The organism is Leptonema illini DSM 21528 (assembly GCF_000243335.1).
GTDB lineage: Bacteria > Spirochaetota > Leptospiria > Leptospirales > Leptonemataceae > Leptonema > Leptonema illini.
Genome location: NZ_JH597773.1, coordinates 1087048 through 1110849 on the forward strand (window position 1 = coordinate 1087048; position 23802 = coordinate 1110849).

19 protein-coding genes and 1 pseudogene are annotated in these 23802 nt (G+C 53.3%); 4 read left to right on the plus strand and 16 right to left on the minus strand.

Annotated elements, in window-relative coordinates:
* Positions 1-15: 15 nt before the first annotated feature.
* From LEPIL_RS04945 to LEPIL_RS04990, 11 genes and pseudogenes are all read right to left on the minus strand, one after another.
* Positions 16-2874: a hypothetical protein gene (locus LEPIL_RS04945; RefSeq protein WP_002770569.1), complete on the minus strand. Its 2859-nt coding sequence runs from the start codon at positions 2872-2874 to the stop codon at positions 16-18.
* 38 nt (positions 2875-2912) lie between these two features.
* Positions 2913-4457, minus strand: coding sequence for a WG repeat-containing protein (locus LEPIL_RS04950; RefSeq protein ID WP_040918306.1), 1545 nt, complete (start codon positions 4455-4457; stop codon positions 2913-2915).
* A 32-nt stretch (positions 4458-4489) separates the two neighbouring features.
* Positions 4490-5185, minus strand: a complete 696-nt coding sequence (locus LEPIL_RS21655; protein WP_002770573.1) for an SH3 domain-containing protein — start codon at positions 5183-5185, stop codon at positions 4490-4492.
* Positions 5182-5361: pseudogene (locus LEPIL_RS22825) on the minus strand (SH3 domain-containing protein); the annotation flags it as partial. The gene LEPIL_RS21655 and the pseudogene LEPIL_RS22825, both read right to left, overlap by 4 nt.
* A gap of 74 nt (positions 5362-5435) precedes the next feature.
* Positions 5436-7784: a hypothetical protein gene (locus tag LEPIL_RS04960; protein ID WP_002770575.1), complete on the minus strand. Its 2349-nt coding sequence runs from the start codon at positions 7782-7784 to the stop codon at positions 5436-5438.
* 136 nt (positions 7785-7920) lie between these two features.
* Positions 7921-8634: an SH3 domain-containing protein gene (locus tag LEPIL_RS04965; RefSeq protein ID WP_002770577.1), complete on the minus strand. Its 714-nt coding sequence runs from the start codon at positions 8632-8634 to the stop codon at positions 7921-7923.
* Positions 8635-8753: 119 nt separating this feature from the next.
* Positions 8754-9707: an SH3 domain-containing protein gene (locus LEPIL_RS04970; protein WP_002770579.1), complete on the minus strand. Its 954-nt coding sequence runs from the start codon at positions 9705-9707 to the stop codon at positions 8754-8756.
* A 69-nt stretch (positions 9708-9776) separates the two neighbouring features.
* Positions 9777-10109: an ankyrin repeat domain-containing protein gene (locus tag LEPIL_RS04975; RefSeq protein WP_040918308.1), complete on the minus strand. Its 333-nt coding sequence runs from the start codon at positions 10107-10109 to the stop codon at positions 9777-9779.
* Positions 10110-10121: 12 nt separating this feature from the next.
* Positions 10122-11120 carry an ankyrin repeat domain-containing protein gene (locus tag LEPIL_RS04980; protein WP_002770581.1) on the minus strand — a complete coding sequence of 333 codons (999 nt, stop codon included), beginning with the start codon at positions 11118-11120 and terminating at the stop codon, positions 10122-10124.
* A 268-nt stretch (positions 11121-11388) separates the two neighbouring features.
* Positions 11389-12480: a hypothetical protein gene (locus LEPIL_RS04985; protein WP_002770583.1), complete on the minus strand. Its 1092-nt coding sequence runs from the start codon at positions 12478-12480 to the stop codon at positions 11389-11391.
* 131 nt (positions 12481-12611) lie between these two features.
* Positions 12612-14240 (minus strand): 7TM diverse intracellular signaling domain-containing protein, encoded by a 1629-nt coding sequence (locus LEPIL_RS04990; RefSeq protein ID WP_002770585.1) that lies wholly within the window; start codon positions 14238-14240, stop codon positions 12612-12614.
* A 134-nt stretch (positions 14241-14374) separates the two neighbouring features.
* Here LEPIL_RS04990 and LEPIL_RS04995 point away from each other — a divergent pair, with 134 nt between their 5' ends.
* Positions 14375-15358, plus strand: a complete 984-nt coding sequence (locus LEPIL_RS04995) for a TPM domain-containing protein (RefSeq protein WP_002770590.1) — start codon at positions 14375-14377, stop codon at positions 15356-15358.
* On the opposite strand, the gene LEPIL_RS23880 is transcribed toward LEPIL_RS04995, so the two are convergent.
* On the minus strand, positions 15345-15884 hold the full coding sequence (locus LEPIL_RS23880) for an IS4 family transposase (protein WP_040918311.1): 540 nt from the start codon (positions 15882-15884) through the stop codon (positions 15345-15347). The two genes, LEPIL_RS04995 and LEPIL_RS23880, sit on opposite strands and share 14 nt — an antisense overlap.
* Complete coding sequence (locus LEPIL_RS23885; RefSeq protein WP_052608170.1) at positions 15781-16257, minus strand: hypothetical protein; 477 nt, start codon at positions 16255-16257, stop codon at positions 15781-15783. The genes LEPIL_RS23880 and LEPIL_RS23885 overlap by 104 nt, the downstream gene beginning before the upstream one ends.
* 201 nt (positions 16258-16458) lie before the next feature.
* Here LEPIL_RS23885 and LEPIL_RS05010 point away from each other — a divergent pair, with 201 nt between their 5' ends.
* Positions 16459-17694, plus strand: coding sequence for an IS256 family transposase (locus LEPIL_RS05010; RefSeq protein WP_002769350.1), 1236 nt, complete (start codon positions 16459-16461; stop codon positions 17692-17694).
* Positions 17695-17723: 29 nt separating this feature from the next.
* Here LEPIL_RS05010 and LEPIL_RS05015 read toward each other — a convergent pair whose 3' ends face one another.
* Positions 17724-18185, minus strand: coding sequence for an IS4/Tn5 family transposase DNA-binding protein (locus LEPIL_RS05015; RefSeq protein ID WP_052608172.1), 462 nt, complete (start codon positions 18183-18185; stop codon positions 17724-17726).
* A gap of 209 nt (positions 18186-18394) precedes the next feature.
* On the opposite strand from LEPIL_RS05015, the gene LEPIL_RS05025 reads away from it, so the two are divergent.
* Together LEPIL_RS05025 and lenA are read left to right on the plus strand one after the other, a co-directional pair.
* Complete coding sequence (locus LEPIL_RS05025) at positions 18395-19501, plus strand: HEAT repeat domain-containing protein (protein WP_002770592.1); 1107 nt, start codon at positions 18395-18397, stop codon at positions 19499-19501.
* A 65-nt stretch (positions 19502-19566) separates the two neighbouring features.
* Positions 19567-20346 (plus strand): lipoprotein LenA, encoded by a 780-nt coding sequence (gene lenA, locus LEPIL_RS05030; RefSeq protein WP_002770594.1) that lies wholly within the window; start codon positions 19567-19569, stop codon positions 20344-20346.
* 99 nt (positions 20347-20445) lie between these two features.
* On the opposite strand, the gene LEPIL_RS21665 is transcribed toward lenA, so the two are convergent.
* Both LEPIL_RS21665 and LEPIL_RS05040 read right to left on the minus strand, forming a co-directional pair.
* Positions 20446-22977: a bifunctional diguanylate cyclase/phosphodiesterase gene (locus tag LEPIL_RS21665; RefSeq protein ID WP_002770595.1), complete on the minus strand. Its 2532-nt coding sequence runs from the start codon at positions 22975-22977 to the stop codon at positions 20446-20448.
* Positions 22978-22982: 5 nt separating this feature from the next.
* Complete coding sequence (locus LEPIL_RS05040; protein WP_040918317.1) at positions 22983-23771, minus strand: ABC transporter substrate-binding protein; 789 nt, start codon at positions 23769-23771, stop codon at positions 22983-22985.
* Between the last annotated feature and the right edge of the window lie 31 nt (positions 23772-23802).

Below are 23802 nucleotides of genomic sequence, written 5' to 3' on the forward strand. Positions count from 1 at the left end.
TCCTTGATGCAGGTGCTATCGAGCGATGCAAATCGTTCTATAGCCGATGTAGCCGGGCCGGGGAACGGACGCTTCCTCTCCATAGTATTGCCGCACTTCTTCTTCCGTTGCCATGCGTTCCGCATACTGCTTGCAGAATTCAACTTCCATCGTTCTGATAACGTCAGAATAATAGGATTGTGTCAGATGCAGGCCGGCATCGGCGATGGCGTATTTGACGCCATTCTTCTCTTCAATGCCTGTCATCTTTGATTTATACTGGATGCCGTGAATCTGCAAACTGTTCGATATCACAAGCGATCGGAATACATCTGATTCACCATACTCCACCATGCAGTCCAACCGCTGCTCATATTCCATAAGCATTACCGGATAGTCGGGCCAAAGCTCACTCTCTCCTCGATAGGCGGCGAATATCGGTTTCCATTTCTCGATGTCATCGGCAAGCGCCGCGTTCAACCTTCTGAGTCCTTCGCCCGTCTGGAGCGTCAGACCCTGGCTGACCGTATGAAGCGTTCCATCACCGAGAGAGACGGTTATCTGCATGTCAGGCTTCTTCTCCATGATGAGAGGCGTCGTTTCGGGATCGGTGATAAGCATTCGAAGCCTTGGTTCGTAGGGCAAGGCTTGCCCGGACCGGAGATCCGATTCGCACGCATTCTTTGCTTTCAGGTAGTTATCAACGAGATAGTTCTTTCCTGACGCATTGAAATAGCGGTGAAGCGGATCGTTGAAAATGGCGGACGGATCAGCATCTCGCTTTTCGCGAATCTGCGCAATCAGTTCGTCATATGGAATCAAAGACTCTTCAGAAATCCAGCCGTTGTAAAAAAACCAGGATCGGTCCGTCTGGATTCGATACGCGGCCTGCAGGATCATGCCGCCGGGCAGCTTTCGAACGATTCTGTTTCCGCCGATCTCTTCATAAACAGCCGCACCATCCGGGCGCACAACAAGCTTTTTATCGATCTTTTCAAGCCTTTCAATCGTGTCCGGATGAAAGACCCGGTTCTCAGCAAGTCGATCTGCGACCTGTAAACAATCGCGAAGATGAACGCTAACCTGTCTGCCTGGAGCCATATTGAACTGGCCATCCCTCGTCAGGGCGTAAGCGGCGCCGCCATCCTCCAGAAGCCATGTCATGCCTCCATCCTTAAATCCAATGTATGCACCGCCGTTCATAAGATCCTGACCGCTGTCATAACTCAGAATGGGCGAGGAAAACAGGCGAGAGAGCGTAACGATGGTTTTAATATCCATCGAACCGTCCAATGTGCTTCCAGCTACCGTAAACCTCGGACCGAAAAGCGCAGACGATGGCAGCTGCAGCGTGACGCCAGTAATACCTGATGGGCGGCATTCGCTGCTCTTCGAGACGCGAAGCAAACTCCAGCGCTTGATCGTCACCGTCCGACCATCCGTGTCAAAGGTCAGATGCGTTCGAAAATTTGACGTGTCATCCGCGCCCATTAATGGCGGCCACGTATAACGCCTGAGCGGATCGTACGAGGATTCAGAGGCGACATCTTTCAGTGAAAGACCCTCTATCAAGGCATCCTGCAACTCCAGGGTTCTGTGACTCCAGCCGGACCAGAGCGATGCGACGAACAGCAGCACCGATATCGACCATACTGCCACGGGAAGTTTTTTAAGATGGGACGTTTGCCCTGTAGATTGCCGCAAAACCTGGAGTATAGAAAGCAGCATAGCCGTCATAAAGAGCAGCCAGTAGGAAAGGTAGCCGTTCAGAAGGATCCAGACATCGGGCAGGGCCGTATCGACGGCAATGGAGATCACAAGAGCGAACAGTGCTCCGATCAGCACAATAAAGACGCCAAACTGCCCGGAAAGGGAAATTCCGGCGGACATATCCATGCGCATACGGTTAACGGTGCTTACAATGACGACCAGGCTTCCCGTTGCGATAAACGGAAAGGCATAATAAGATACCGGCAGATACAGAGAAAGCAGCGCCGTCAGGAGCAATCCGAACGCAGTAGCTTCGGCGATGCGGGGCGGCTCTTGTTCTTGACGCTTGAAAAAAAAGCCTGGCACGATGCCGAACGGAAAGAGCAGCGGCACGAGATTGATGAGATCGAACGCCCTGATACCCAGCGTGCTCACGTCGACGATGCGGTGAGGCAGTATTCCCGAGAAGGCCTCTTGCAGCTCGATCAGCGAAATACGCATAGGAATAGATAAGAGCATGCCCATCATCAAGTAGGTCCAGGTGAGGCCGTTCCCACCGCGATCCTTAAAGGATCTGAGATTCCTGCCGGCCTCGAAAAGCAGCGCTGAAGCTGTGACGGCAAAGAGTAACGGAAACGGAACGATCAGCGCCGTTAGCGGAAAGGCGACGAGGTTATGCAGCAACGTCAATCCGAGAAGAAGACAGTAGATGACGGCAGGGATCTCGCCGTTGTTCCAACGCCAGAGTAGACCGAGGCCCTCGCCCGCGGCTCTTCGTTTGCGGATAACGTAGCGACCGTACGATGCAAGAAAAAACAATCCCAGGATAATAATACTCGCACGAGACAGGAGCAGCATCATATCGCGTTCTTTCCAACCCACGCCGGTGGAAAGAGAAGCGGCAAAGGCCAGCAGAAAAAGAAGCGGAAACACATAAGCGTGCTTTCCGAATTTCACCAATCCTGCCTTCAGAGCGGACGATAGATTGATCCGTCGTAATAGACAGAGCAGGCCGGATATCAGACCCATAAGCGAGAAGAAGGCCATCACTGGCAATAATTCCGGCAGAAGTAGATCTCTGTGCCACAGAGCTGCCAGCGGCAGCAGAATGAGAAAGCTATGAAATGCAAGATAGGCGCAAAGGGATCCCTTTACTCGATCACGCGACTCTGTTGTATCGTTCATTCTGTTAACTACTCCTCAGAATCAGATTTCCAATCCCACTACCTTTCAGGTTGCCATCGTATTCGGCCTGTCATGTCAATCAGAGCCCATTGGCCTTCCTTTAGCTTTACTCGAGCATAACCGTTCATAAAAGGTCCGGCAGAGCTGAACTGAGCCGGGATTACGACTCTGTCTGTGGAGCAGGACTTGTAGCCGTATAGCGGCTGCATCCCGCCGGTAGACCATTCATATAGATCCTGAGAACAACCCTGCTTTTCAGAGTAATCATTCACGCGGCCCTTCTTCTCCATATGAGCGCTAAATCGAGAATACATATTCCACTTGCAGACCCATGAACCCAGTGTGGGCTCAATGGTCACTTCCGTGCAGGCCGTAAAATGGCCTTCTCTGACGTCTGAAGGGTAATAGAAATCGCCCGATCTTGTCCCGCCAGAGCGTTCCAGAAGGATGTGCCTTTCCCTGATATGATCCCCGGGGGTGTCATCCGGAACGGTAATAACGGCGTAATTTTCGTGAAAGTGCCGTCCGATAATCGCATCGCGGGGCGCCCGGACCATAACTCGTCCTTCGGCGTCGATGTAGCGAATCCCCTCGCGTCTCTCAGCAGCATAGCGACCGCATCCTCTCGTACCGGATTGAATCGGAAAAAGGCCCTCCTGAAAATGCAGCTGTCTGTGGTCGTCAAAGGCCGGCCAGACTCCGGGCAAATCGATAATCCTGCCGTTGCGATGGACGATAAGAATATGCCTGTCACTATCCACTCCCGCGCTTTTTACCAGCACGGCCACGCCATTGTAAAAGCCAGCTGAACGCCACGCGCCTTTGAATTCCAGGTACGTACGACCGTCAGCATCTATAAACCGACTTACCATTCCGTTGTCGGCAAGATAAGCGTCCATCGGGGCCCCTCTATCCGCTCGCAAACCGATGAAGGCAAATCCCTCGCGAAAGGGCATATAAATATTTTCATAACCGATCTGGCTGGAAATGCGATGGTAGGTATTGTCTTCAAATTGAATTCGCGCCTTTCCGTTACGATCCACATAATGAATGGAGCGATGACCGGTGCCATTGAAATCCATGTCCTTGAGTAAGGCCAGGCCGCTCATAGCATCGTAGGAAGAGAGATCCGGAAAAAACGGCGATCGAATGGAGATCGCGGTCTGTATTGCCGCTTCCCTGCGCACGGAGTAAATAACAAGCTTGCCGTTCTGATTTAACCCAAAATGCTCCGGGAATGTGTCCTCACTCGGCGGATAACTACTCGCAAGACCTCCCCCGAAGATCCAGCCAGATCGCCCGTCTGTAAGCTGCACCTCTATCCAGTGTTCATCGAATGGCTGGCCGCGCAGCTCAATCCGGTTTGTGTTTGCAGAAAGGCGGCCTGTAGGCCTCACCTCATTTCCCTCTTTCAGGTGCGTGATGACGGCTGCGCCTGGAGCGGGAAAGCCGCGAACCGCCAGTTGATCGACAATCACATAGAGCCTGGGAGCCAGGCTTTTGTTCGGCAGCTCTGGATAACTTCGGCATGACAGTAGAAAAAGCGAGATCGCTGCAAGCAGAGTTATTGCAGCTCGATGCATCAAGATAGCCTGTAGAGACGTGCTCACCGACCTCACTTCGCCTTCTCCGGCCCCAGAATCTCAAACGACTTATGCGTGTGATTCGCGATATGGACGTCTTTTTTTCGGAAGGAATCAAAGCGATAGTCAAGCTGTTCCTGTGAAAAGCCGAAACAATCGGGCGGAGTCGTGCCCGTCGCCGTGATGGTCAGACTGTCATCGGCGATCGCCCAGCGTCCGTTTGAGATGTTGTAGCCGCATTCAAATCCGGTGCAATGTAGATTCTCCGCAGAGACGCTTCCGTCGGCATGCAGCTTCCAGGAATAGGCCGTGCAGGTGCCGTTCATCGTTCCCGTATCTTCGTAGACGAAGGTTATACTCTCGCCGTTCCGAAAGACCTCATGCAGATCGATCTTTCGATCCTCTGAGACAGCATCGGATAGAAAGCCGCCGAATGCCCAGCCCGTTGCATCGAGAAAACGAATCTTCGTCCAGCGGCCCTTCTTGCCGGCAATCTCTGTTTCGTCGCCTGTTTGCTCGACCATCTCAACCAGGGCACGATTTGGAACAAGGGCGAGCACCCTGGCGTTCGCATCGGGGGCCTCGCGCATCTTCAGGCCTCCTTCGGCAGTGACCACCATCCCGGCATTACCGGGCCGGCCACATCCTACGGATATAAAGAACAGAAGCATGACGCCTGTGAAGTATGTCCATCGAAGTCGTGAATTCCGGTCGTTTCTGGCAGTCATTGTTTTCTCCTTGATGCAGCCGGCTTGCTCGCGCTCAAATAGCCGCCGAATACCCAGCCTTCTTTATCGCCGTAGCGCACCTGTTTCCAGGGCGCCGTGATGCCGTTGATCGTTTCATTCTCTGCCGATACCGAAAGCACTTCGACCTCGGCTCCGAATTTCAGAACCTCCAGGGTCGATCCTTTTTGAGAGCAGACTTCTGACGCTAAGCATCAGAAGTCCGACGCCGCCGCAACCTGTATATATTCAATCAATTCATTAAGCGCTCAAGGAAGCTACAGTTTCCCGGAATCCCTTCTACTTCAAACTGAACGGCCGGGTCATCGGCGAGCATATCGGCAGGCCGAAACGAGAGAGTAAAGACCGTACTGCCGTACTCGCTGAAGCAAACCTCGTCCACATTACCCATGCAGGTATTATAGGCCACAAGGCGAAACTCCGACGCCTGTGGCTTGTACCACTCCACGGAAATCGGACCGGGTAACTCTTCGCATGCATAGAAGTAGTCCGATACGCCGAACGACCGGTCGACGAATCCGCCTTTCCAATCGGACTCACGCGTCAACGATGGATGACGACTGACGACGGCATGGGCGATCCAGAAGCCCTGAGGCTGCATCATATCCAGTTTGTAGACCATCTTGCCCTTTTCTTTATTATAACCGCCTTGAAAGTTACGAATTGCGATCTTAATAAGATCACGCTTGTATTCTTTGAGGCTCTTGCCGTCAAGATAGGTGCGCATCTCTGCCGCCACAGTCGGAGCGGTCACGGCATGCTGAGAAATTGCCGGTCCGCCTCGCAGTAGATAATCGGGCATTCTCATCGGCTTCAGCACCAGTTCAGAGTCAGGCATCTCTATCGTAAAATACAGGGAGTCATACTCGGCGACGGCCTTGATATTGCTTACCGGAGCATCGGGCTCGACAGGTTCAGTGCCGCTTGCAGGCTTCCGTTCGAGAAGGATCGCTTCTGTCAGTTTTCCGTCAAGGGTCAGAACCGTGTACGAACGACCCGTACACGTTGAGCATCGTTTTGCGAAGCCAAATGCGCGGCCCTCAATGCCAGGATCATAGCCGCCCTCCTCTTTGAAGACCGACTGCAGAATCTCACGCTTCACTTCGAACGGCTGGCGGTTAAAACTCTGAGCAAGGCCGGACCAGCTTGATTCACTGAAAGGAAAATCCTCAACAGCTCGCGAAATGTTGGATTTGGCTCCGGGGAGCAATAAAGCGGATAACTCATCATTCAGGATCTGCTTCCCTCGGTAAGCAGCGTAAACGGCCTGCACTCCGGCATATCGCGGCGAATCGGTCAGGTCGCTATGAAACGTGATCAGATCAAGAATGAGTTCAAGCTTCTGCGACGTTTCGGGACGATGCTGGAACCAGAGAACGAAGAAATCTCGATGCATCGTCTCTTTCGAGATCTTCGATGGATCGGCCAGGCGTCGCTCCAGAAAGCCGCGGGTGTTTCGCGCCCGCTCCGCTTCTTCGGCGGATTTCACAAGCCATACTCGCTTCTCTTCAAGGTCTTCGGAATAGACCAGACCGCCCGAAGCCTCGCCCTCGTAGACCACATCAGCGGGAACAAACACATTCTCGCTTCCCTGACAGAGCGCCTGACTTGCAGCGTCACAGAGAATACGATAGTATTTACGATGACCGTACTCTTCGTTGATCTCCTGAACGCCGTCAAAGGTCAGCCATGCCTCGTTGGCAACCGGTACAAGGTTAGCCCCCTCTGCCGGCTGCCGGTAATCTCGAACGGCCGAAATCTTCGCGTTGTGCGAAAGCAGGACGCCATGAGCGATCTGCTCGAACGGTCGAAAGAAGCTGCGCGGCTGCGACAGTGAGACGGCAATCAGCGCAATACCGACGGCTAACGCCGCTCCGGCCGATATCTGCTGAAGCCGATGGGACCAGGCACGAGCCGCAAGCACAGACACGATCAGATAGAGCGCCACACCGAAAAGAAAGGCGCCGGCAGGAGGCATCAGGGCAGAGATCCACCCTACTCCGCGAATCCATTCTCCACGGTATAAATCCGCCGCCGTAAGACCGCCGATGACGAGCAAATGCAGCAACAGATTTCGGATCAGCGACGGCTTCGTTTTTACCGCTAAAAGCTCGATCAGAGAAATGCCGAAACCGAATGAGGCAAAGATCAGGGCAAAACCCGTTGCATAAGGACTGCTTTGCTTCAACGCAATGTCGGCGATGATGACCGTTGCCACCGCGCTCAGGAAGGCGCCCAGCCTCATAGCTTCAGAACTGCGAACAAAAAGGAAAAAGAAGCCGATCGCGATAAGAGGCGGCGGAAGCACAACGGCTATCTGCTTCACATCGTCCTGATTGGCTATTGTTGCGTACGCTGCGAGCAGGGTAAGGCCGATGACTGGCAGGATCACGGCAGCTGCGCTTAAAAGAAGCCACCAACGATTCATCTTCGTCTGCTCCGGTTTGAAAGCCTGCAACATCGCGTCGATGGCGGGAATCATGAGAGTGCAGACCAGCAGATGCACTCCGCCGACCTGCCCGATGCTCGCAGATACGGGCACAGTCATGGCAACGCCGGCAAGTATCATTAGATGATTCATTACATCGGCTGCGATCCTATCCTGAACGGCAACGCGCAGGGCAAGAGCGGCAAAGAGAGCCAGACAGCGGCCAACAAAAACAGTATCATAGTCAAATCTCCAGAATGAAAAATATCAGCATTTCGAACGCACTACCTCAATCGACTATCGCCACACACCGCGGATCATGTGCCCTCGCCTGAACAAGCCTCAGACCGTAATCCCTGTACTCGATGCCTTTGTATTCACACCGAAATCGAACCGATTTCTGTGCCGTAGCATCTCCTTCAACGGGAGGGTTATAGTCCATCTCAGTCGTCTCGACATCGACAATAAGACGTCCGCCTTTCACCTGCCAGTTATAGGTCGTGGGCAGGCAGCCGATGTAGCATGTCATGGAGTCGAAACCCTGCCTTCCGCTTTTGCCTCCGGGCAGAAGCCGGGCCGAGACCGACGGAGCCGGGTTATCGGCGTCATACAGCAAGATGCTTAACCTGCGAAAGGCCAGTCGCTTTTCAAGAGGAATTGACGTATCGAGCATTCTACGGCGCAGGTCTTCTTCGGTTTCGCTACAGGGTCTCAAGAAGCCGCTGAAGAGAAAACCCGACTCATCGATACAGTTAAGCGCGCAGACCTTATTCTCGATTTTCATCCAGCGGCCCTCTTTGCCGCCAATGACAAGAGGCGCCGATACGGGCTCCGCCTTAAAGATGCGATGCCCGTAGTAATACTCTCGTAAAACCGGGGCGTCCGTCGAAGGCTCGGCGCGCAACCTGACGGCATCACCGGCAATGCAGAGCTGCTCGTCGGCGAAGAGCGAGGTCGCAGAGAGAATGAATAACACAATAGAGCCAGCGCTTTTTTTCAGCATACGATCCTCCCGTGAAAAGGCTGCAATAAAAAGAACGAAATATCTATATCGACGCTATCACAAATTCTCCAGATGAATAACCTCTGAATCACAATAAACACGCTGACATGCATTAGATATTACCGGAAAATCGAGTTTCTGCACTGGCCGCAGGAGATGAATTCCTGCTCCGGAATCAGCGTGCCCTTCGAAAGCTTAAACCTGGACTCCTGTGTTGACGGCCCGAGGTGAATGGCACTACCGGCAACACTGTAATCGCCGAGAGTCTCCATGTAGCCTTCGCACTCATTCGAAGATATCCTGACCTTCGTCTCTGAGATAAACGTCAGGGATACATTAGAGTCCGTATCGCATACAAACTTGCGACCGATGAGAGTCGACTTATCAATGCCATCAACAGGCTTGCGGCCAATATAGCGAGCGTACCGGCCGCATAAAGCCTCGAAGCCATCACATTCGCAGAATGAAAACGTCTCACTCTCATTCATCTGGGATGTTTTCTTGGGGCCGATCGGGTAACCTACATCGCCTTCCTGTGTTTCCTTCTGCACCCAGGCGACGACCACGCTCTCTTCGCTATCATTGACGTCGTACGTACCCGAGACTTCACTGCGAAAGTTACCGTGTGCATCGCCGACATCCTTTACACCTTTCACGCGGAAACCGGCTTCAAAGATCAGTGTTGTTGCTGCAAAGGTGCGGGGCGTACAACTCTCCGCCGTCTCCGTCTCCACGAAAGTGCTGCCCGCCAGATCTCTGCCGCGCTTTGCTTGACTCAAGAATCCGCCGAACACCCAGCCTTCTTTTCCCTGATACTTTACCTTCGTCCACCGGCCCGTCTTTCCGCTAATCTCGATCTGAGGCTCCGCTATCTCAAGCACCGCCACCTGTGAGCCGTTCGGTATCGTCAGAATGACGGCAGCGCCCGTATCGGCCGAGCTTCGCATTCTCAGACCGGCACCTGCATCGACATACATGACAGACTCGGACTTCGTCGCATCGTTACCCCCTTTCGAGCATGCGGCGATCATCACAGCCAGCAGAACCAATACGCCAATCTTTTTCATTTTCATTTTTGTCGCTGCCTCAAACAAACCTCGAAATGTCGAAACGGCCGACGCTGAGGCCGGCCTGCTCCCACATCAATCGATCTTGTATCCCCACATACGCCGGGATTGCCATTTTTTCATGTAGCCGGTCGTTTCGGCAAACGGCACGGCATCGAAGGCTCCTTTCGATGTCATGTAGTCCACAAGCTCCTTCTTCTCGTTCTTTTGAGCGAGAAGAACCGGCGTGCTGACGGGGGTCTTGCCCGAAGTCATGCTTTTCATCGCGGCAAAGGGATTGATATTCGCAAGACTCATCGGGAAAGGAACGTCGCCAAGATTGCCGCGAAACAGGGAATTGATGTCGGCCTTGTTTTTTAAGAGAAGATCTACGACGGCCTTCTGGCCCTGATAGGCGGCCACATGCATCGGCGTCCATCCCTAGATATTGATGTAACGCCCATAGGCGTCTACGGAACCGCCGAGCTTGATATACTCCTCGATTGCAGCCGTATCGCCCTTACCGGCGGCGGCCCATACGTCGATTCTCCAGTCGGCCATATCATAAGCGGTGAGCATATCTTTGTTGAGGATGCGCGGATCGGCCTTTGCCTGAATCAAAAGATCATATACAGGCCGCTGACTGCGAGCGAGATGGAGCGGCGTATTGCCGAAACTATTCTGCGCATTGGTACTTGCGCCTTTTCCGGTAAGGGCCTTAACCGTCGCCTCGGACTGCCGGAGAACGGCCAAATGAAGGGCCGTATTCTGATTCAGAGATTCCACTGCCTTTGTGTTTGCGCCTGCATTCAGTAATGCCGTTGCCATGCGGTCAAAGGGCAGCTGTAGAGCATTCAATTTGCGGATGTTCTCCATCCCCTTATCGCTTTCCTTCTCGTATTCCTGGACCATCTTCGCCAGTTCGGCGGCGTCGCCGGCAGATCGGCCGAACTCGACCTCCTTTCTCTTCTCTGCGATTTTCTCAGACTGCTTCTTCAGCTTACGATCGAGCTCGATGAAGTCGCCGCCGACAGCCTGTAGAAGCGGAGTGATCCCGTCGTTATCGACGGCATTGACGTCAACGCCGTTTTTGATCAGGAAGAGCGCCGCGTTCAGCCGATCTTCGTAAAGCTTCCTGATCTTATCATCAGAGCCGACCATCTCAGGCGGACTGACGGCAGCATGCAGAAGCGTGCGGCCTTTTTCGTCTTTATATTTGAGATCGTATTTCTGCTGCAGAAGAAACTCGAGAAAGGCAATGCTTCCCCAGCGCGCCGCCGTTAAGCCGACAAATTTCTGGTCTTCGATCTTCTCGCCCTTCGCAAGGGCCTGCTTCGCCATCTCGACGTCGTTGTTCACCGCCGCCTTTTCAAGCATGGTGCTGCAAGAGGCAAAAAGTGATACGAACACAAGTAATGTGCAAACAATTATTTTCCGCATGATCGTCTGAGCTCCTGTCAACATTTTTCTGGCGCTCTTTATACCATGCCCCGACGCCGAACGTCGACCGGAATCATGATTTCGGACCTGTTGATTGTGTCGAAACAACGCAAGTTTCTGATCGTAATCAGAGACCTCTCGTCTCGCGAATAAAAAAAAGCAGGACGGCCGTCGGCTCATCCTGCTTCGCGCAAGCACTTGTGGCTTCTCTTTCTGGCTTTTATGCGGAAGCCCTATATGTCAGCGAACGAAAGCTGTTCCTGGAATCTCAAAGTCCGACCTTCAGCTCAAGGCCGATGCGCTGTTCGCGATCGGTGCTGGCCGGATTCGCGCCAAGCGGATTAGATGTGTCCATGATATACGGCAGGAAGTCGCCCGTCACCATGGCCATAAGCGGCATTACATTCGGATTCTTAACGGTCGATTCATCGACCTTCGACTGAATCTGCGAGAAGCCATAAGAAAGACGCAGTCCCATTTTATCGCTGAACGCATGCGAGAATCCTACCTCGGCAAGAAAACCGCTGCGAGTCAGCTTCGTGTCGCCTTTGAAAGTCGTCTTGCTGGGCATCGCCGGTGCAGTGGGGATGATGGTAGCCAGCGACATGGCGTCATGCTTGTATTTGCCCATACCCTTTCCATAGACGCCCGTTGCAGCTACGTCAAGCGTCGTATTCGTCGTAACTCCGTATTTATAGCTGAGTCCGCCCAGCAGCTCAAGAGCATGCTCCTGATAGTTCAGCCTGTGATCGTTCGGAAAGCTAAGCCCGAGTGGTATGGTGATCGTCCCGCCGGGATTGGCGACAACCGTCATACTCTGCATCACAAGGCTGTCAGAGAGCTTGAGATCATCGGAACGCAGCCGTCCGCCCAGACGAATTCCCAGTTTCTGCAAGGCCACTCCACCGCTTCGAAAGGCATAGATGTCGGCCGTATAACCAAGACTCGCCTTCTGGAGTTTATTCGACGAAAAAGAGAGGATGTTGCCTGAGGTGATCGCCGTCGAGCTGCCGCCGTACGAAAAGCTCGAATAATCCTGAGAGACGATCTCGCTTTTCGAAGCGGAGAGATCGGCGAAGTCGAGATAGAACTTCCAACCCCAGTTAAAGGCCTCATTGGAAAGACCGAGCGAAATGCCTGGGCCTGAGTAGCGCGGATTGGCCGTTACCGATTGAAAGACAAGGCCACCATAGGCCATGTCGTTGATGTCGCGCGCCGCTTCCATTCCGAGGGCGTTCCCTGCCGTTGACGACTCACCCGATACATGTTGCAGGCTGATGTTAAACGATTTTCCGTCCCGTGCGGCCAGTGGCGCCGCCGCTGAGACCAGAGTCGCCACAATCAAGTAGCGTACTTTCATAAATGTTTCTCCCATTATCTGGCAATATCTGGAGCATTCACGATCAGAAAGCAAACACTCTACCACAAGCGGGGGAGAAGTCGACCTGAATCATGAATCCATACCTCAGGCGATACATTCATACAGAAAGTTCACTTTTTTCGTCTGAACTCACCGGGGTTCATTCCCGAATATTTGCGAAAGGCCTCATAAAAAACGGACTTCGAATTAAACCCTGCGTCAAACGCCGATGCAAGCAGGCCACTATCAGGTTGCTCCTCCCACAGCCGCAGAACATGGCGGATACGGTAGCCGTTAACGTAATCGTTAACTCTCAGCCCCGTTTCTCTATTGATCATCTCTGATACCTGATCGGGCCTCAGTTCCAGCATCTGAGCAAGCCGTTGAAGATTCAGATCTTCATCGCAGTACAATCTTTCATCTTCCATGAGCCGGTGCAGCTCTTCCATCTTCTCGCCTGTGTTGACGTTATTCAGGCGCTTCCTCTGTCGCTCCGATTCTGAGCTCTTTGCTTCGCCGTTCCCCCGGGAATCCCGTGCGAGTCCACTCGGTTCATCGGATCTGTGCGCGAAGACGCGATCGACGATAGCCAGACTGAAGGCGATCATATCAACGGCTGTGCCGATCTGAATGGCATTACGCGAAAGCACGGGATCAATATAGATACCGAAAGCGAATAGATTAAACGTGAGGATGGCGCAGAAAAGTACGGCCCATCCGAGCACAAAAAAACGAAAGTCACTTCGCCGTGTTAACCATTGCCAGATGGCGATTGCCGGAAAGAGAAGAACAAGCGGCAACACAGTCAGATGCGTCATTGGATCTGAAATCGAAACGGGTATAAACCAGACAAGAATCATCTGCAGCGTCAGGACTCCAAGCAATGCCTGGATAACCCTGCTCCAGAGCGGAGAGCTATGCGAAAGCCGCAGAAACCGCAGGGAGAAGACGGTCAGCCCCGAAAAGTTCAAGAGGCCGGCAAAAACAAGCAACTGATTCATCCACTCGCCGCTCTGCGGGGACAGATGCTGCCTGAATAGCCCGGTATACACGAACTGATAGAGAGCGGTCACAACGAGGTAGAACGAGTAGAAGGCAAAGTCCGCTTCGCGGGTTCGGATGGCGGCCGCCAGGTTCAGTACAAGCATGAGGACGAGAAAGGCGAAATACGTTACCTGAAAGTCGCGAAACGTTCGCGTAACTTCGGCCATTCTCTCGCGGCTGCGTATGATGGGTTCAATGAAGTGTGCGGACTCCGAGGCGAAGCGCATGAGCAGAACGACCGACTCGCCCTCCTGCAAGCGAAATGAAAAGGCCGGCCGCGGATGATGCGGTAGTGCCGCTCCGTCGAGAACGGGCAGGATGTCGCCATCATACTGATGCTCCGTAACTCGCCCCGAGCGGATGACGTAAACGTCGATTCGATCGACATAGGCGACCGGATTCTCGACAAAGAACCGACGACGCTTGCCGGCGTTTGTCAGATCGAGTCGAACCCAGTAGACGCTCTTCGAGAATCCTGGAACATAGGGATTCGCCTGCTTCTGCCAGCCTTCGCGCTTCGAGAGCACATCCTCTGCGGTAAGCTTTCCGGATTCATCGATAAGAACGTCTATTCGGTCGGGCCGCCACTCCTGATTTGATATCTTTTCGCTATCGAGATTGAGTCGCACCTCGTTAGCGAAAAGCGGATTCATGAGGCCCGAACACACAAGAAAAAGGGCCTGCGACCATCTGATTAAAAAAGCGCGTTCACGCATGATGCTTCACCAGAATCTCAGTTCAGGCCGACGCCAGTTCGATCGAATAATCACAACGATCCGGCGAGTCAAGTGCTCCGCGGGCAAAAGCAAAATCTCTTGAGAGAATCCAACGGGCCATATCCTATGGAAGAATGAAAAGATTCACGATTCGTTCTCTGCTCTTCTACGCTCTTCTTGCGACTGGCCTTCTATCGACAGATGTTCTCTTTGCCGCTCCGTTGCCCGAATTCGGGGGTGTGATCACCGATACGGCATCGATGCTTCCAGAAGCAGACCGAAGTCGCATTGCCACGAAGATCCGCGAGCTGCGCGAGCGCAAAGGATCGCAGATCTTCGTCGTCACGATTCCCACGCTTGATGACGAGACGATTGAGGATTTCTCGCAGCGTCTCTTCGAGGCATGGCGTCCCGGCCGCAAAGAGGTCGACGACGGAGTGCTTTTCGTGATCGCAAAAAACGACCGCAAGATGCGCATCCATACGGGCTACGGCCTCGAAGGGGCCATCCCCGATGCCTTTGCAAAACAGATCCTCGCCGATACGGTACGCCCTCTTTTTAAAGAAGAGAGATACGCAGAAGGCATTGAGGCCGGCGTCGATCGCCTGATCGGTGTGATCGACGGCGAAGAGCTGCCGCCTGCCGATGCCGGCGAAGAAGAGCCGGACGATTCGCTCATCGCTATCATCCTCTGGCTTATACTGGGCGCTCTGAACCTGCCGGGGATTCTGAGCGGGTTCTTTTCCAGAGAAGAAGGCGGCCGGCTTGCCGGGAAATGGCTTCTCGGGTTAACCGCCATACTGTGGCTACCGGCCGTTCCGGTGATGCTTCTTGGATGGCAGCTTCCCGATTTCTGGCTTACTCTTTACTTCGTCGTCTGCCTTTTGCTTCTTGCGGCAAACGGGCTATTCTTCCTGGGATCTCTGATCTCACGCTTTGCGAAAGGCGGAGGATCAGGCTCATACAACAGCAGCTCTTCAAGCTCGTCCTACGACTCTTCACCGAGCTCTGACTCCAGTTCTTCGTATGATTCCTATGAGTCTTCCTCAAGCTACGATTCGTCTTCAAGCTCTGACTCAAGCTCCTCTGACTCAGGCCATATCCTTACCCAGAAGTAGCCTCTGGGCGGAGGATTTTGTAGACGGCGGCCATATCGTAGAGGACGTGCATCCCCTGGAATATGGTGATCGGCCCCGGGAATCCATCGCTCTTTCTTGCAAGGAAACCACCGAGCTTCGCAATTTGAATCATGACAGTATAGAGAGAAGGAACCGTGTTTGGGAGTTCGGATGTATTGTTGATCCGACAGTGCAGGCTCTGCCATTCGTGTGGTTCAAAAACAATTTCTGCGGAGAGATCCGGAAGTTCTCTGCCTATGAATGTCAGGAAAAGGATCCTCCATGCAATGATGCTATCGACTGTGATGCATGACATCAGTCGAGCTCCGGTCTTCATCTGTCGGTTTTCAATCTTGCATCCAGATTTGAGGACCTTGAAGAAAGTCTCAATGATCCAGCGATCGGTGTACCATTCCACCTTCTCAACGGCTTCTTCGAAAGTGAGAACCGGCATTGTGGTGAGCAGCATCCATGAAATCCCCTCTTCCTTTTGCGGTGGATTTTTTTTCGCATGTATATACTGCATAGAGATCGAAAGATGGATTCTCTTTCACAGGATATCGGTGAAAAGGCCGTCGCATTGTTATCTTTGAGAAGCGTATTTGCAGCGTTGCTTCTCTTGCTTTCTTACCCACCTTTCTTTGAACCTGAATATCATACTCACCGAATACATCTATGGACTCCATGAAATCCCACAAAAAGCCCGAATCCCCGGCCAATTTGCGGTCTTTTGCAGCTCGAACAAGCAAATCAGGCGGATTTTCTGTAGATAGTTTATGATGTTCAAGGAAGAGATCATACATATCTCCTTCGCGATCGCAGACGTTTACGAAGTGAACTTTATCATTCATCTCCTTCTGAATCTCACAGACCTTGCGGTAGCTGTTTATCCATTTCATGCTCTCTTTGTCTTCGAGAGGAGTATTTCTTCTTTCCTCACGTGTGAGTTCAGAAGACCATGTGTTGTCAGGTCTATTCCAGATTTGTAGATCCAGTATTCCGAGCGGTGGATTATGTCCCGAATTTAGTTAGAGTTTGAAAAGGCGGAACCCTGGCCCAAAATGGGCCGAACAACCACATTCCCTTACGGAGGGTTCCAAGTGAAGAAGAACGAACGGGCAGAAAACAGTCAAACACAAAGCCTGGCGGCCGATGAGTTTCGGGATTATATTCGAACCAGCCTCGATTCCCGTGTGCGCGAATTTGCACTCGGCTACGTAGGAGCTTTGATTCTCGAAGAAATCGAAACGTTATGCGGCAAGACAGGGGAGCATAAGAGAGGCCGTGGATTTGCTCATCGAGGCGGCAGCCAGCGAGGTTCCATTGTGCTCGATGGAGAAAGGGTGGCCATCCAGAAGCCCAGAGCTCGACGTAACGGCAAGGAGGTGAAGCTGGAGCGATATGAGATCCTTCAGGATCGCTCTGATCTTCGCGAGCATGTTGAGCGCCTGATGCTGGCGGGCATCAGCACCCGGAACTATGAAAAGACGCTGAGAAAGACAGAAGCCTCTCTCGGCCTTTCGCGGAGTGCGGTTTCGCGGGAGTTTGTGAAGTCCAGCCGTGAGTCGCTCAATCATTTGAATTCACGCAGGTTTCCTGATCAGACATTCTGGTGTATTGTTCTTGATGGCATCGTATTCGGCGGCTCTGTCGTAATCGTTGCTCTCGGGGTCGATACGGCCGGAAACAAGCATTTTCTGGGCATTTCTGAGGGGTCTACAGAGAATGCTGATAGCGCACTCAGTGTCCTTCAATCAATCGAGAGCCGTGATATCCGCTTCACAGATCGTGTGCTTGTCGTCATGGATGGATCAAAGGCTCTTGAAAAAGCGGCCAGAGAGTTCTTCGGAAAGAAGGCAGAGATCCAACTCTGCTACCTTCATAAACAGAGAAATGTTCTTGCCAAGCTCCCACGGAAGTATCATGCAGAATTCTGCAAGAGATACAAGCAGGCATTCAGCGCTAACAGTTACGAAGATGTCGCAAGCGAGATGCGGTCCGTTCTATCATGGCTCGAATCCATCAGCTACAGTGCCTCTCAGAGTCTTCAGGAGGGTTTAGAGGCACTGTTAACGCTGCATCGCATCAATATGCCGCCGAAATTGAGAACATCCTTTTACACAACCAATCTGATCGATTCGGCATTCTCGAATCCCAGATCTCAGCTTAACCGGGTTAAACGGTCAAGGCCTCAGACAGACCAGGTGCTCCGATGGGTCGGCAGTCTCCTGCTATCACAGGAGGAACAATTCCGTAAGGTGCGGTCATACACTCATATCCATGAGTTCTTAAACAGCTTCCTGGATAAAAAGATTGACGAGCGGATCTCGGCATAGGATGCATTCAGTGGGTCCCGCCTCAAAGTCTAACTATCACTGGGACATAGTCCGAGCGGTGTGCCTTCGGGAGTAACGGCAAGAGTGGGATGAAGCATAAGTCCTCTTGTAAGGCGATTGCCGGCCGGTCCAATATCGTCGGTAGCGTCACGAGTGCTATAGTCGATCGTCGATGTATCCTGAATCGCAAGAACAAGCTCTCGACCCTCGATCCTTTGCTTCGTAGACTCTGTATGCGGACTTAAAATATTCTGTGAGTTCACCTTGGCGTTGTCAAAGAACCGATACACTCCTTTCGCACCCGCCCAGCTTGCCGACGCCTTTGGAACAGATGCACCCGGCTTCTGCATGAAAGCCTCAGCGACAGCAATGAGTCTGGCGTTCAAACGCGCATCACCGATATTTGCACTGGCGAATTCCTGCGCCCCCCAATTGGCTACTTCGCTATCCAGCTCCTGTGGTTCCTGAGCACTCTGCTGTCGTTTCTTCATGCGACATATTGCGCGGGCTCAAAAACAGTACAAGGAGAAATACTTCTGGGTAAGGATATGGACTCAGGCGGTGGAGGGGACTCCGGAGGAGGAGGCGCAAGCTCGGACTGGTAGCGATCTTCCTGTCAAGATCTGTTTTCTTCTTGCCACATCAGTAAACGGATGGTACACGTTCACACTATCTAAAATGCCTTTCAGGAGCGACAGCCATGACGACGATGAGACGACCGGCGCTTTACGCTGACAGAATAAAAAAGAAACTTATGTATCTGTGCTACGTCCTCGTCGCACTATCCTTGCTACTGCCCCTCTCCCTATCTGCAGAAACCGAGGCCGAGGTTCACGCCGCCTACAAAGCTTCGGCAGAGGCGGAGAAGCCTGCCGTTCTCGATCGCCTCGATGCGATCGTCAGCAACGCCTCCGTCGTTTTCCTGAAAGACGTTCTGGCGAACGGCGAAACATCCGCACTGCGTTCGCGAGCGGCGCAGCTGCTCGGCAAACTGAAGCAGGGACGCGTCGAGTTGCAGAACGCCTTTGACAACGACGACCGGTATGTGCGCACGGCGACGATGCAATCGCTTGCGATGATCGGCGATCCGATGAGTTATCCGTGGTTCGTGAAAGGCTTCGGCGACACGAAGAATCCCGACGTTCGACTGGCCGCTCTGAAGGGTCTTTCGCTGACGGGCAAACCCAACGATGCGGCGAAGTTTCGCGAAGCTCTGAACTGGGGCATCGTCGATGCGACCGTTTATGCCATCCAAGGCTTTGGCACGATCGGCGCTCGCAACGAATGGAATAACATCCGACGCTACTGTGAAGATTCCAACCCTTCTCTCGTCGCCGCATGTCTTCGCTCGGCGGGACGACTGCGCAATCCGGAATCGGTCTCCATCCTCGAAGCTCGCATTCTTGATCAGAATCAGGAGATAGCGGCGGCCGCTATCGAAGCCATCGGCAACTTCGGAGGGCAGACGACGATTCAAACGCTCATTCGCGTCAAGAAGGCGAATCCGTCACATCCTCTTCTTTCGCGCATCAACGACGTGCTCAAAAAGAACAAAGCGGGCAAACAATACGCCGTGCTATCTACATCGTTGAACTTCAGACAGCAACCGAATGAGCAGGCCGCTTCACACGGCATACTTGGCGAAAACGAGGTCGTGGAAGTACTGGAACGCGGCAAGCGCAAATACACGTATCTCTCTTCGACGGGTCAGGAATACGAAGACTTCTGGTATAAGGTGAAGGATTTCAAGGGACGCACCGGCTACGTCTACGGCGCCTTCGTTACGCTCGTCGATACGCAGAACTAATAAACTCGGGCCGGCGCTTTGAATTCAGGGGCCGGCCTTCAAACACACAGATAAGGAGATCACCGATGATAAACAAAACGACCGCAAAGCAAAGAACGCTGCTTGTTCTGCTTTCCGCTCTCATATTTGCCGCTCAGTGCGGCAAAAAAGAGGCCGATGCGCCGCAGGCCGATGCCGATCTGCGCTATGCGCGTTATGCGATCGCTCTCTATTCAAAAGCGGGCAGCACTGCAAAGGGCGATTATGTAACGACGCTCACGAAAACCGAGAAGGTCGAGGTCGAAGATAAGGCTAACGTCGACGGTCCGAAGGGTCCCGTTGCTTATATCAAGGTTCGCGCCGCCGGGGATAAGGTCGGCTTCGCAGAAGAGCGTCACTTCGCCACCGAGGTTGCCGTCGTTCTCAGCGACTCGCCGAAGCTTCTACAGCGTCCCGTCGTCACAGCCGGTAAAGGATTCAACGCCGATGCGCTCAAGCAGGGAACGATCGCCTTTATCGAAGGTCGCTCAGAAGAGGCCGAGACCTGGTTCGAGATAACGGGCACGGCGGCCGCCGGTCACTTTCGCGGCTGGATTCGCGCCAGCGAGGTTTCGCGGGATTTCACGACCGTAACCGATGCCGTTCTGCTTGAGAAGGCGATAGCGCAGTTCCATAGCGATAAGCAGTCCGAGAAAGACGAAGGCCGTAAAGCCCTCGAAGAGCTGAGCACGAACAACAACGCCTCGATAGCGGGCCTGGCCGCGAAGGCTCTCGAAGCCCCGAAAGAAAGCGAAGAGAAAGAAGAGCGCGAAGAGCCTGCCGCTCCTGAAACTCCGTCCGCACCGGTTAAACCACCGGCCGGCTGATTGCCGATAGCGATTTCTTCACCGAACTGGACGCGCTCATAAGGGGCGCCTCCAGGTTCTCTCAGCGCCTCTCATCGCTCTGATCCACTGGCTACCATCTCACATCTCAGAAGGATGCCCGAACAGATAACCCTGAAAACTATGGCAGCCGTTCTCGATCAGGAACTGCCACTGAGCGTCGGTCTCGACGCCTTCGGCAATGACGGTCACGCCAAGATTCTGTCCAAGGTTAACGATCGCCCGCGCTATGGCCGCATTCTTTTCATCAAAAAGCATATCTCGAACGAACGATTGATCCACTTTCAGCTCGTCAAGAGGCAGCACCTTTAAATAGGCAAGCGACGAATAACCCGTTCCGAAATCGTCAAGCGAGAAACTGACTCCCTGCTTCTTCAAAGCCGTCATGGTTGCGATGGCCTCTTCCATATTCTCAAGCAGCAGACTTTCCGTAAGCTCAAGTCGCAGCAACGACGCATCGATTCCCGCCGCCTCGACCAGCCGACTGACGATTTCCACAAAGTCCGGCTGGCGAAACTGTCGTGCACTGACGTTTACGGCGATACTCAGATGCGATCTTTCCGGATCGTTTGCCCATTCACTTAACCGCGCGACCACCGTTTCGAGAACCCAGCTACCCAGCGAAACGATGAGGCCCGTCTCTTCGGCCAGCTCGATAAACTCTGACGGCGGTATGATGCGACCATCGGGATGCTGCCAGCGAACGAGGGCTTCGACCCCCACAGATCGCCCGTTGCGATCCACCTGCGGCTGATAGTGCAGAATAAACTGCTTGTAATGAAGGGCATCGCGCAACTCGTTCTCAAGGGTAACTCGCCGCTCAATCAGACTCTGCATCTCAGGATCAAAGAACCGTACGGTATTTCGTCCTGCCGACTTTGCCTGGTACATCGCCACATCGGCCCGCTTTAGTAGCGTCTCGGCGGCCGTCTGCTGCGGAGTGAATAATGCTATGCCGATGCTTGGAGTGCAATGATACTCGCGATCATCAAGCAGATAAGGAGCTCCGATGGCGAGACGGATCTTACCGGCGATCTTCTCGGCTCTTCGCGCGGCGAGCGATTCGTTCTCGCCCAGGAATTCAAGGAGAACGACGAATTCATCGCCGCCGATGCGCGCTACCGTATCGCCGACGCGAATCGTGGTGGACAGACGCAGAGCGACCTGCTGCAAGAGACTGTCGCCCGTATCATGGCCGCGCGTATCGTTTAGATTCTTAAAATGATCGAGATCGATAAAGAGCAGCGCTCCGTAACTGCTATGCCGCTGCGCCGTCGACAGCGCCTGACTGAGTCGATCATAAAGAAGCCGTCGATTCGGAAGATCGGTCAGCGTATCATAATAGGCAAGATAGCGGATCTTCTCTTCGGCGGCCTTTCTTACCGTGATATCGGCAAAGTTAGCAATGAAGTGTGTGATTCGTTCGTGATCACGCACGGTCGTGATACTGAGCCACTCAGGGTAAGTGCTTCCGTCTTTGCGACGATTGACGATCTCGCCCTGCCAGTAGCCCTTTTCAAGGATATCCTTCCACATCGCTGCATAGAATTCGCTCGAATGTACGCCCGAGGCGAGCACCTTCGGATTCTTTCCCAGAACCTCATCTTCAGTATAACCCGTGATTCGCGTAAAAGCTCTGTTCACCGAGATGATCGCCGCTTTTTCATCCGTTATGAGAAAGGCGTCCTGACTGGCCTCATACACGCTCGCCGACAGTCGGAGCTGCCGTTCCGCCTTCTTGCGTTCTTCGGCCGCCTCTGCCATCCGATCATAGTAGAAAACGGATAACCCGGCGATACCGAGCAAGACGGCAAAAACGACGATCGAATAGATCAACGCCTCAGAGCGCCACCCGGCCAGGATCACAGAACGATCAAGACAGACGACGAGAACGAGCGGATACGTTCGCGAGGCCCTGTATGATAGAATATAGTCTCGCTGCCCGAGTCTCGCGTTATCAATCGTGTCAAACTCACGGGCAAGAAGCCTCTCTCTCCAGACCTGTTTGCCATCGGGCAGCATCTTCTCATCGGTTGAGATCAGCAGCACTCCGTCATAACGCAAAAGCTGTACAACGCCCGTCTTATCGTCGACCCGGTGCACAAATTCATTGATAAAATAGTCGGGGTTTAGCGACGCCATCTGAAGCCGACCATTCGCCTCACGCACCGCCGGAATAAAACGTCGGCCATCCCCTACCCTGTCGTTCCAATCGCGCCCATTTCGAGAAGATCCGATTCGAAGTATGTCGTCGCCCTGTTCTGGAAAGAAATCCTCTGTCGGCACGATGATGCCCGAATTCTCGGGATTCGAGCTCGACAGAATCCGCCCGTGCCGATCGAGCACGGATAACGAACGTATATACGGAGCCAGTCGCAGAGCGGCCGAAACGTCGATCTGCTCGCCGGGAACACGGGAAAGAGAGAGGTCGACGACATGCAGGCTCTGTGTCAGCTGATCTTCGAGCGAGCGGGCGTGTAGCTCGGCCATCTGCATCTGCGAGGCGATCACCTCTTCGCGAAGGCGCATCAAGAAGTACAGCGTTCCGGCAACGACGGTCAGAATAAAACCGCCCAGAACGGCAAAGAACAATCGACGCGATAGAAAAACCATGAATGCTACGGTGCGAGAATTCCGTCGAGTCGATGACGCTTTGCCGCAGCAAGAAGACGACCGTCTTTCTTAACCGTTTTTACGAACTCTTCAAGCCTTGCATGCCAGCGATCGTCGCCTTTAACGACCGCATAGGCATACGGCGTCAGATGAAACGGTTTTGGAGGAGCGATCACTCGAGCCCAGTCGACGGCATCAAGCATGCGTCGCGAATACGGGTAATCGGTCAAAAAAACGTCGGCCCTTCCCGATTCCACTTCTTGCTCGCGTGCATGCGGCGTATCCTTTACGAGCAGGCGCGCCTTTTTCAGACGTTCCTTCATTACGCCTTCATGGTATGTGCCGCGAGCGACGACGACGATGACGCCTTCCTGATCGATATCGTTCCACTGCTTGATACGTCGGTTCGAGCGGGTCGTAATGCCGTAAACGTCGCTGATCAGATGCGGGCTCGTAAAGCGAAGATACCTTGAACGTTCTGCCGTAATGCCTATGGCAAACATGGCGACGTCGCAGCGATCCGACGTCATATCTTCGATCAGCTTCGCAAACGAACTATCGACGAAGCGAAGACGTACGTTCAGGTCGTGAGCAAGCTGCTCTGCCATCTCGACATCGATACCGTTCAGCTGCCTGGTTCTTGGATTGCGATACGATATGCCGTAATAATCGGGCCAGATGCAAACACGCAGCTCTTTTGCTGCAAGGATTCGCTCCAGCCGGCCCGGTGCCGCTTGAAGCGCTTCCGTCAGGCCGGTAATGATAAAAACAAGAAGCATCGCCGCCGATCTCATAGTCGCATGCACAGTACCTTGCCTCTCTTAT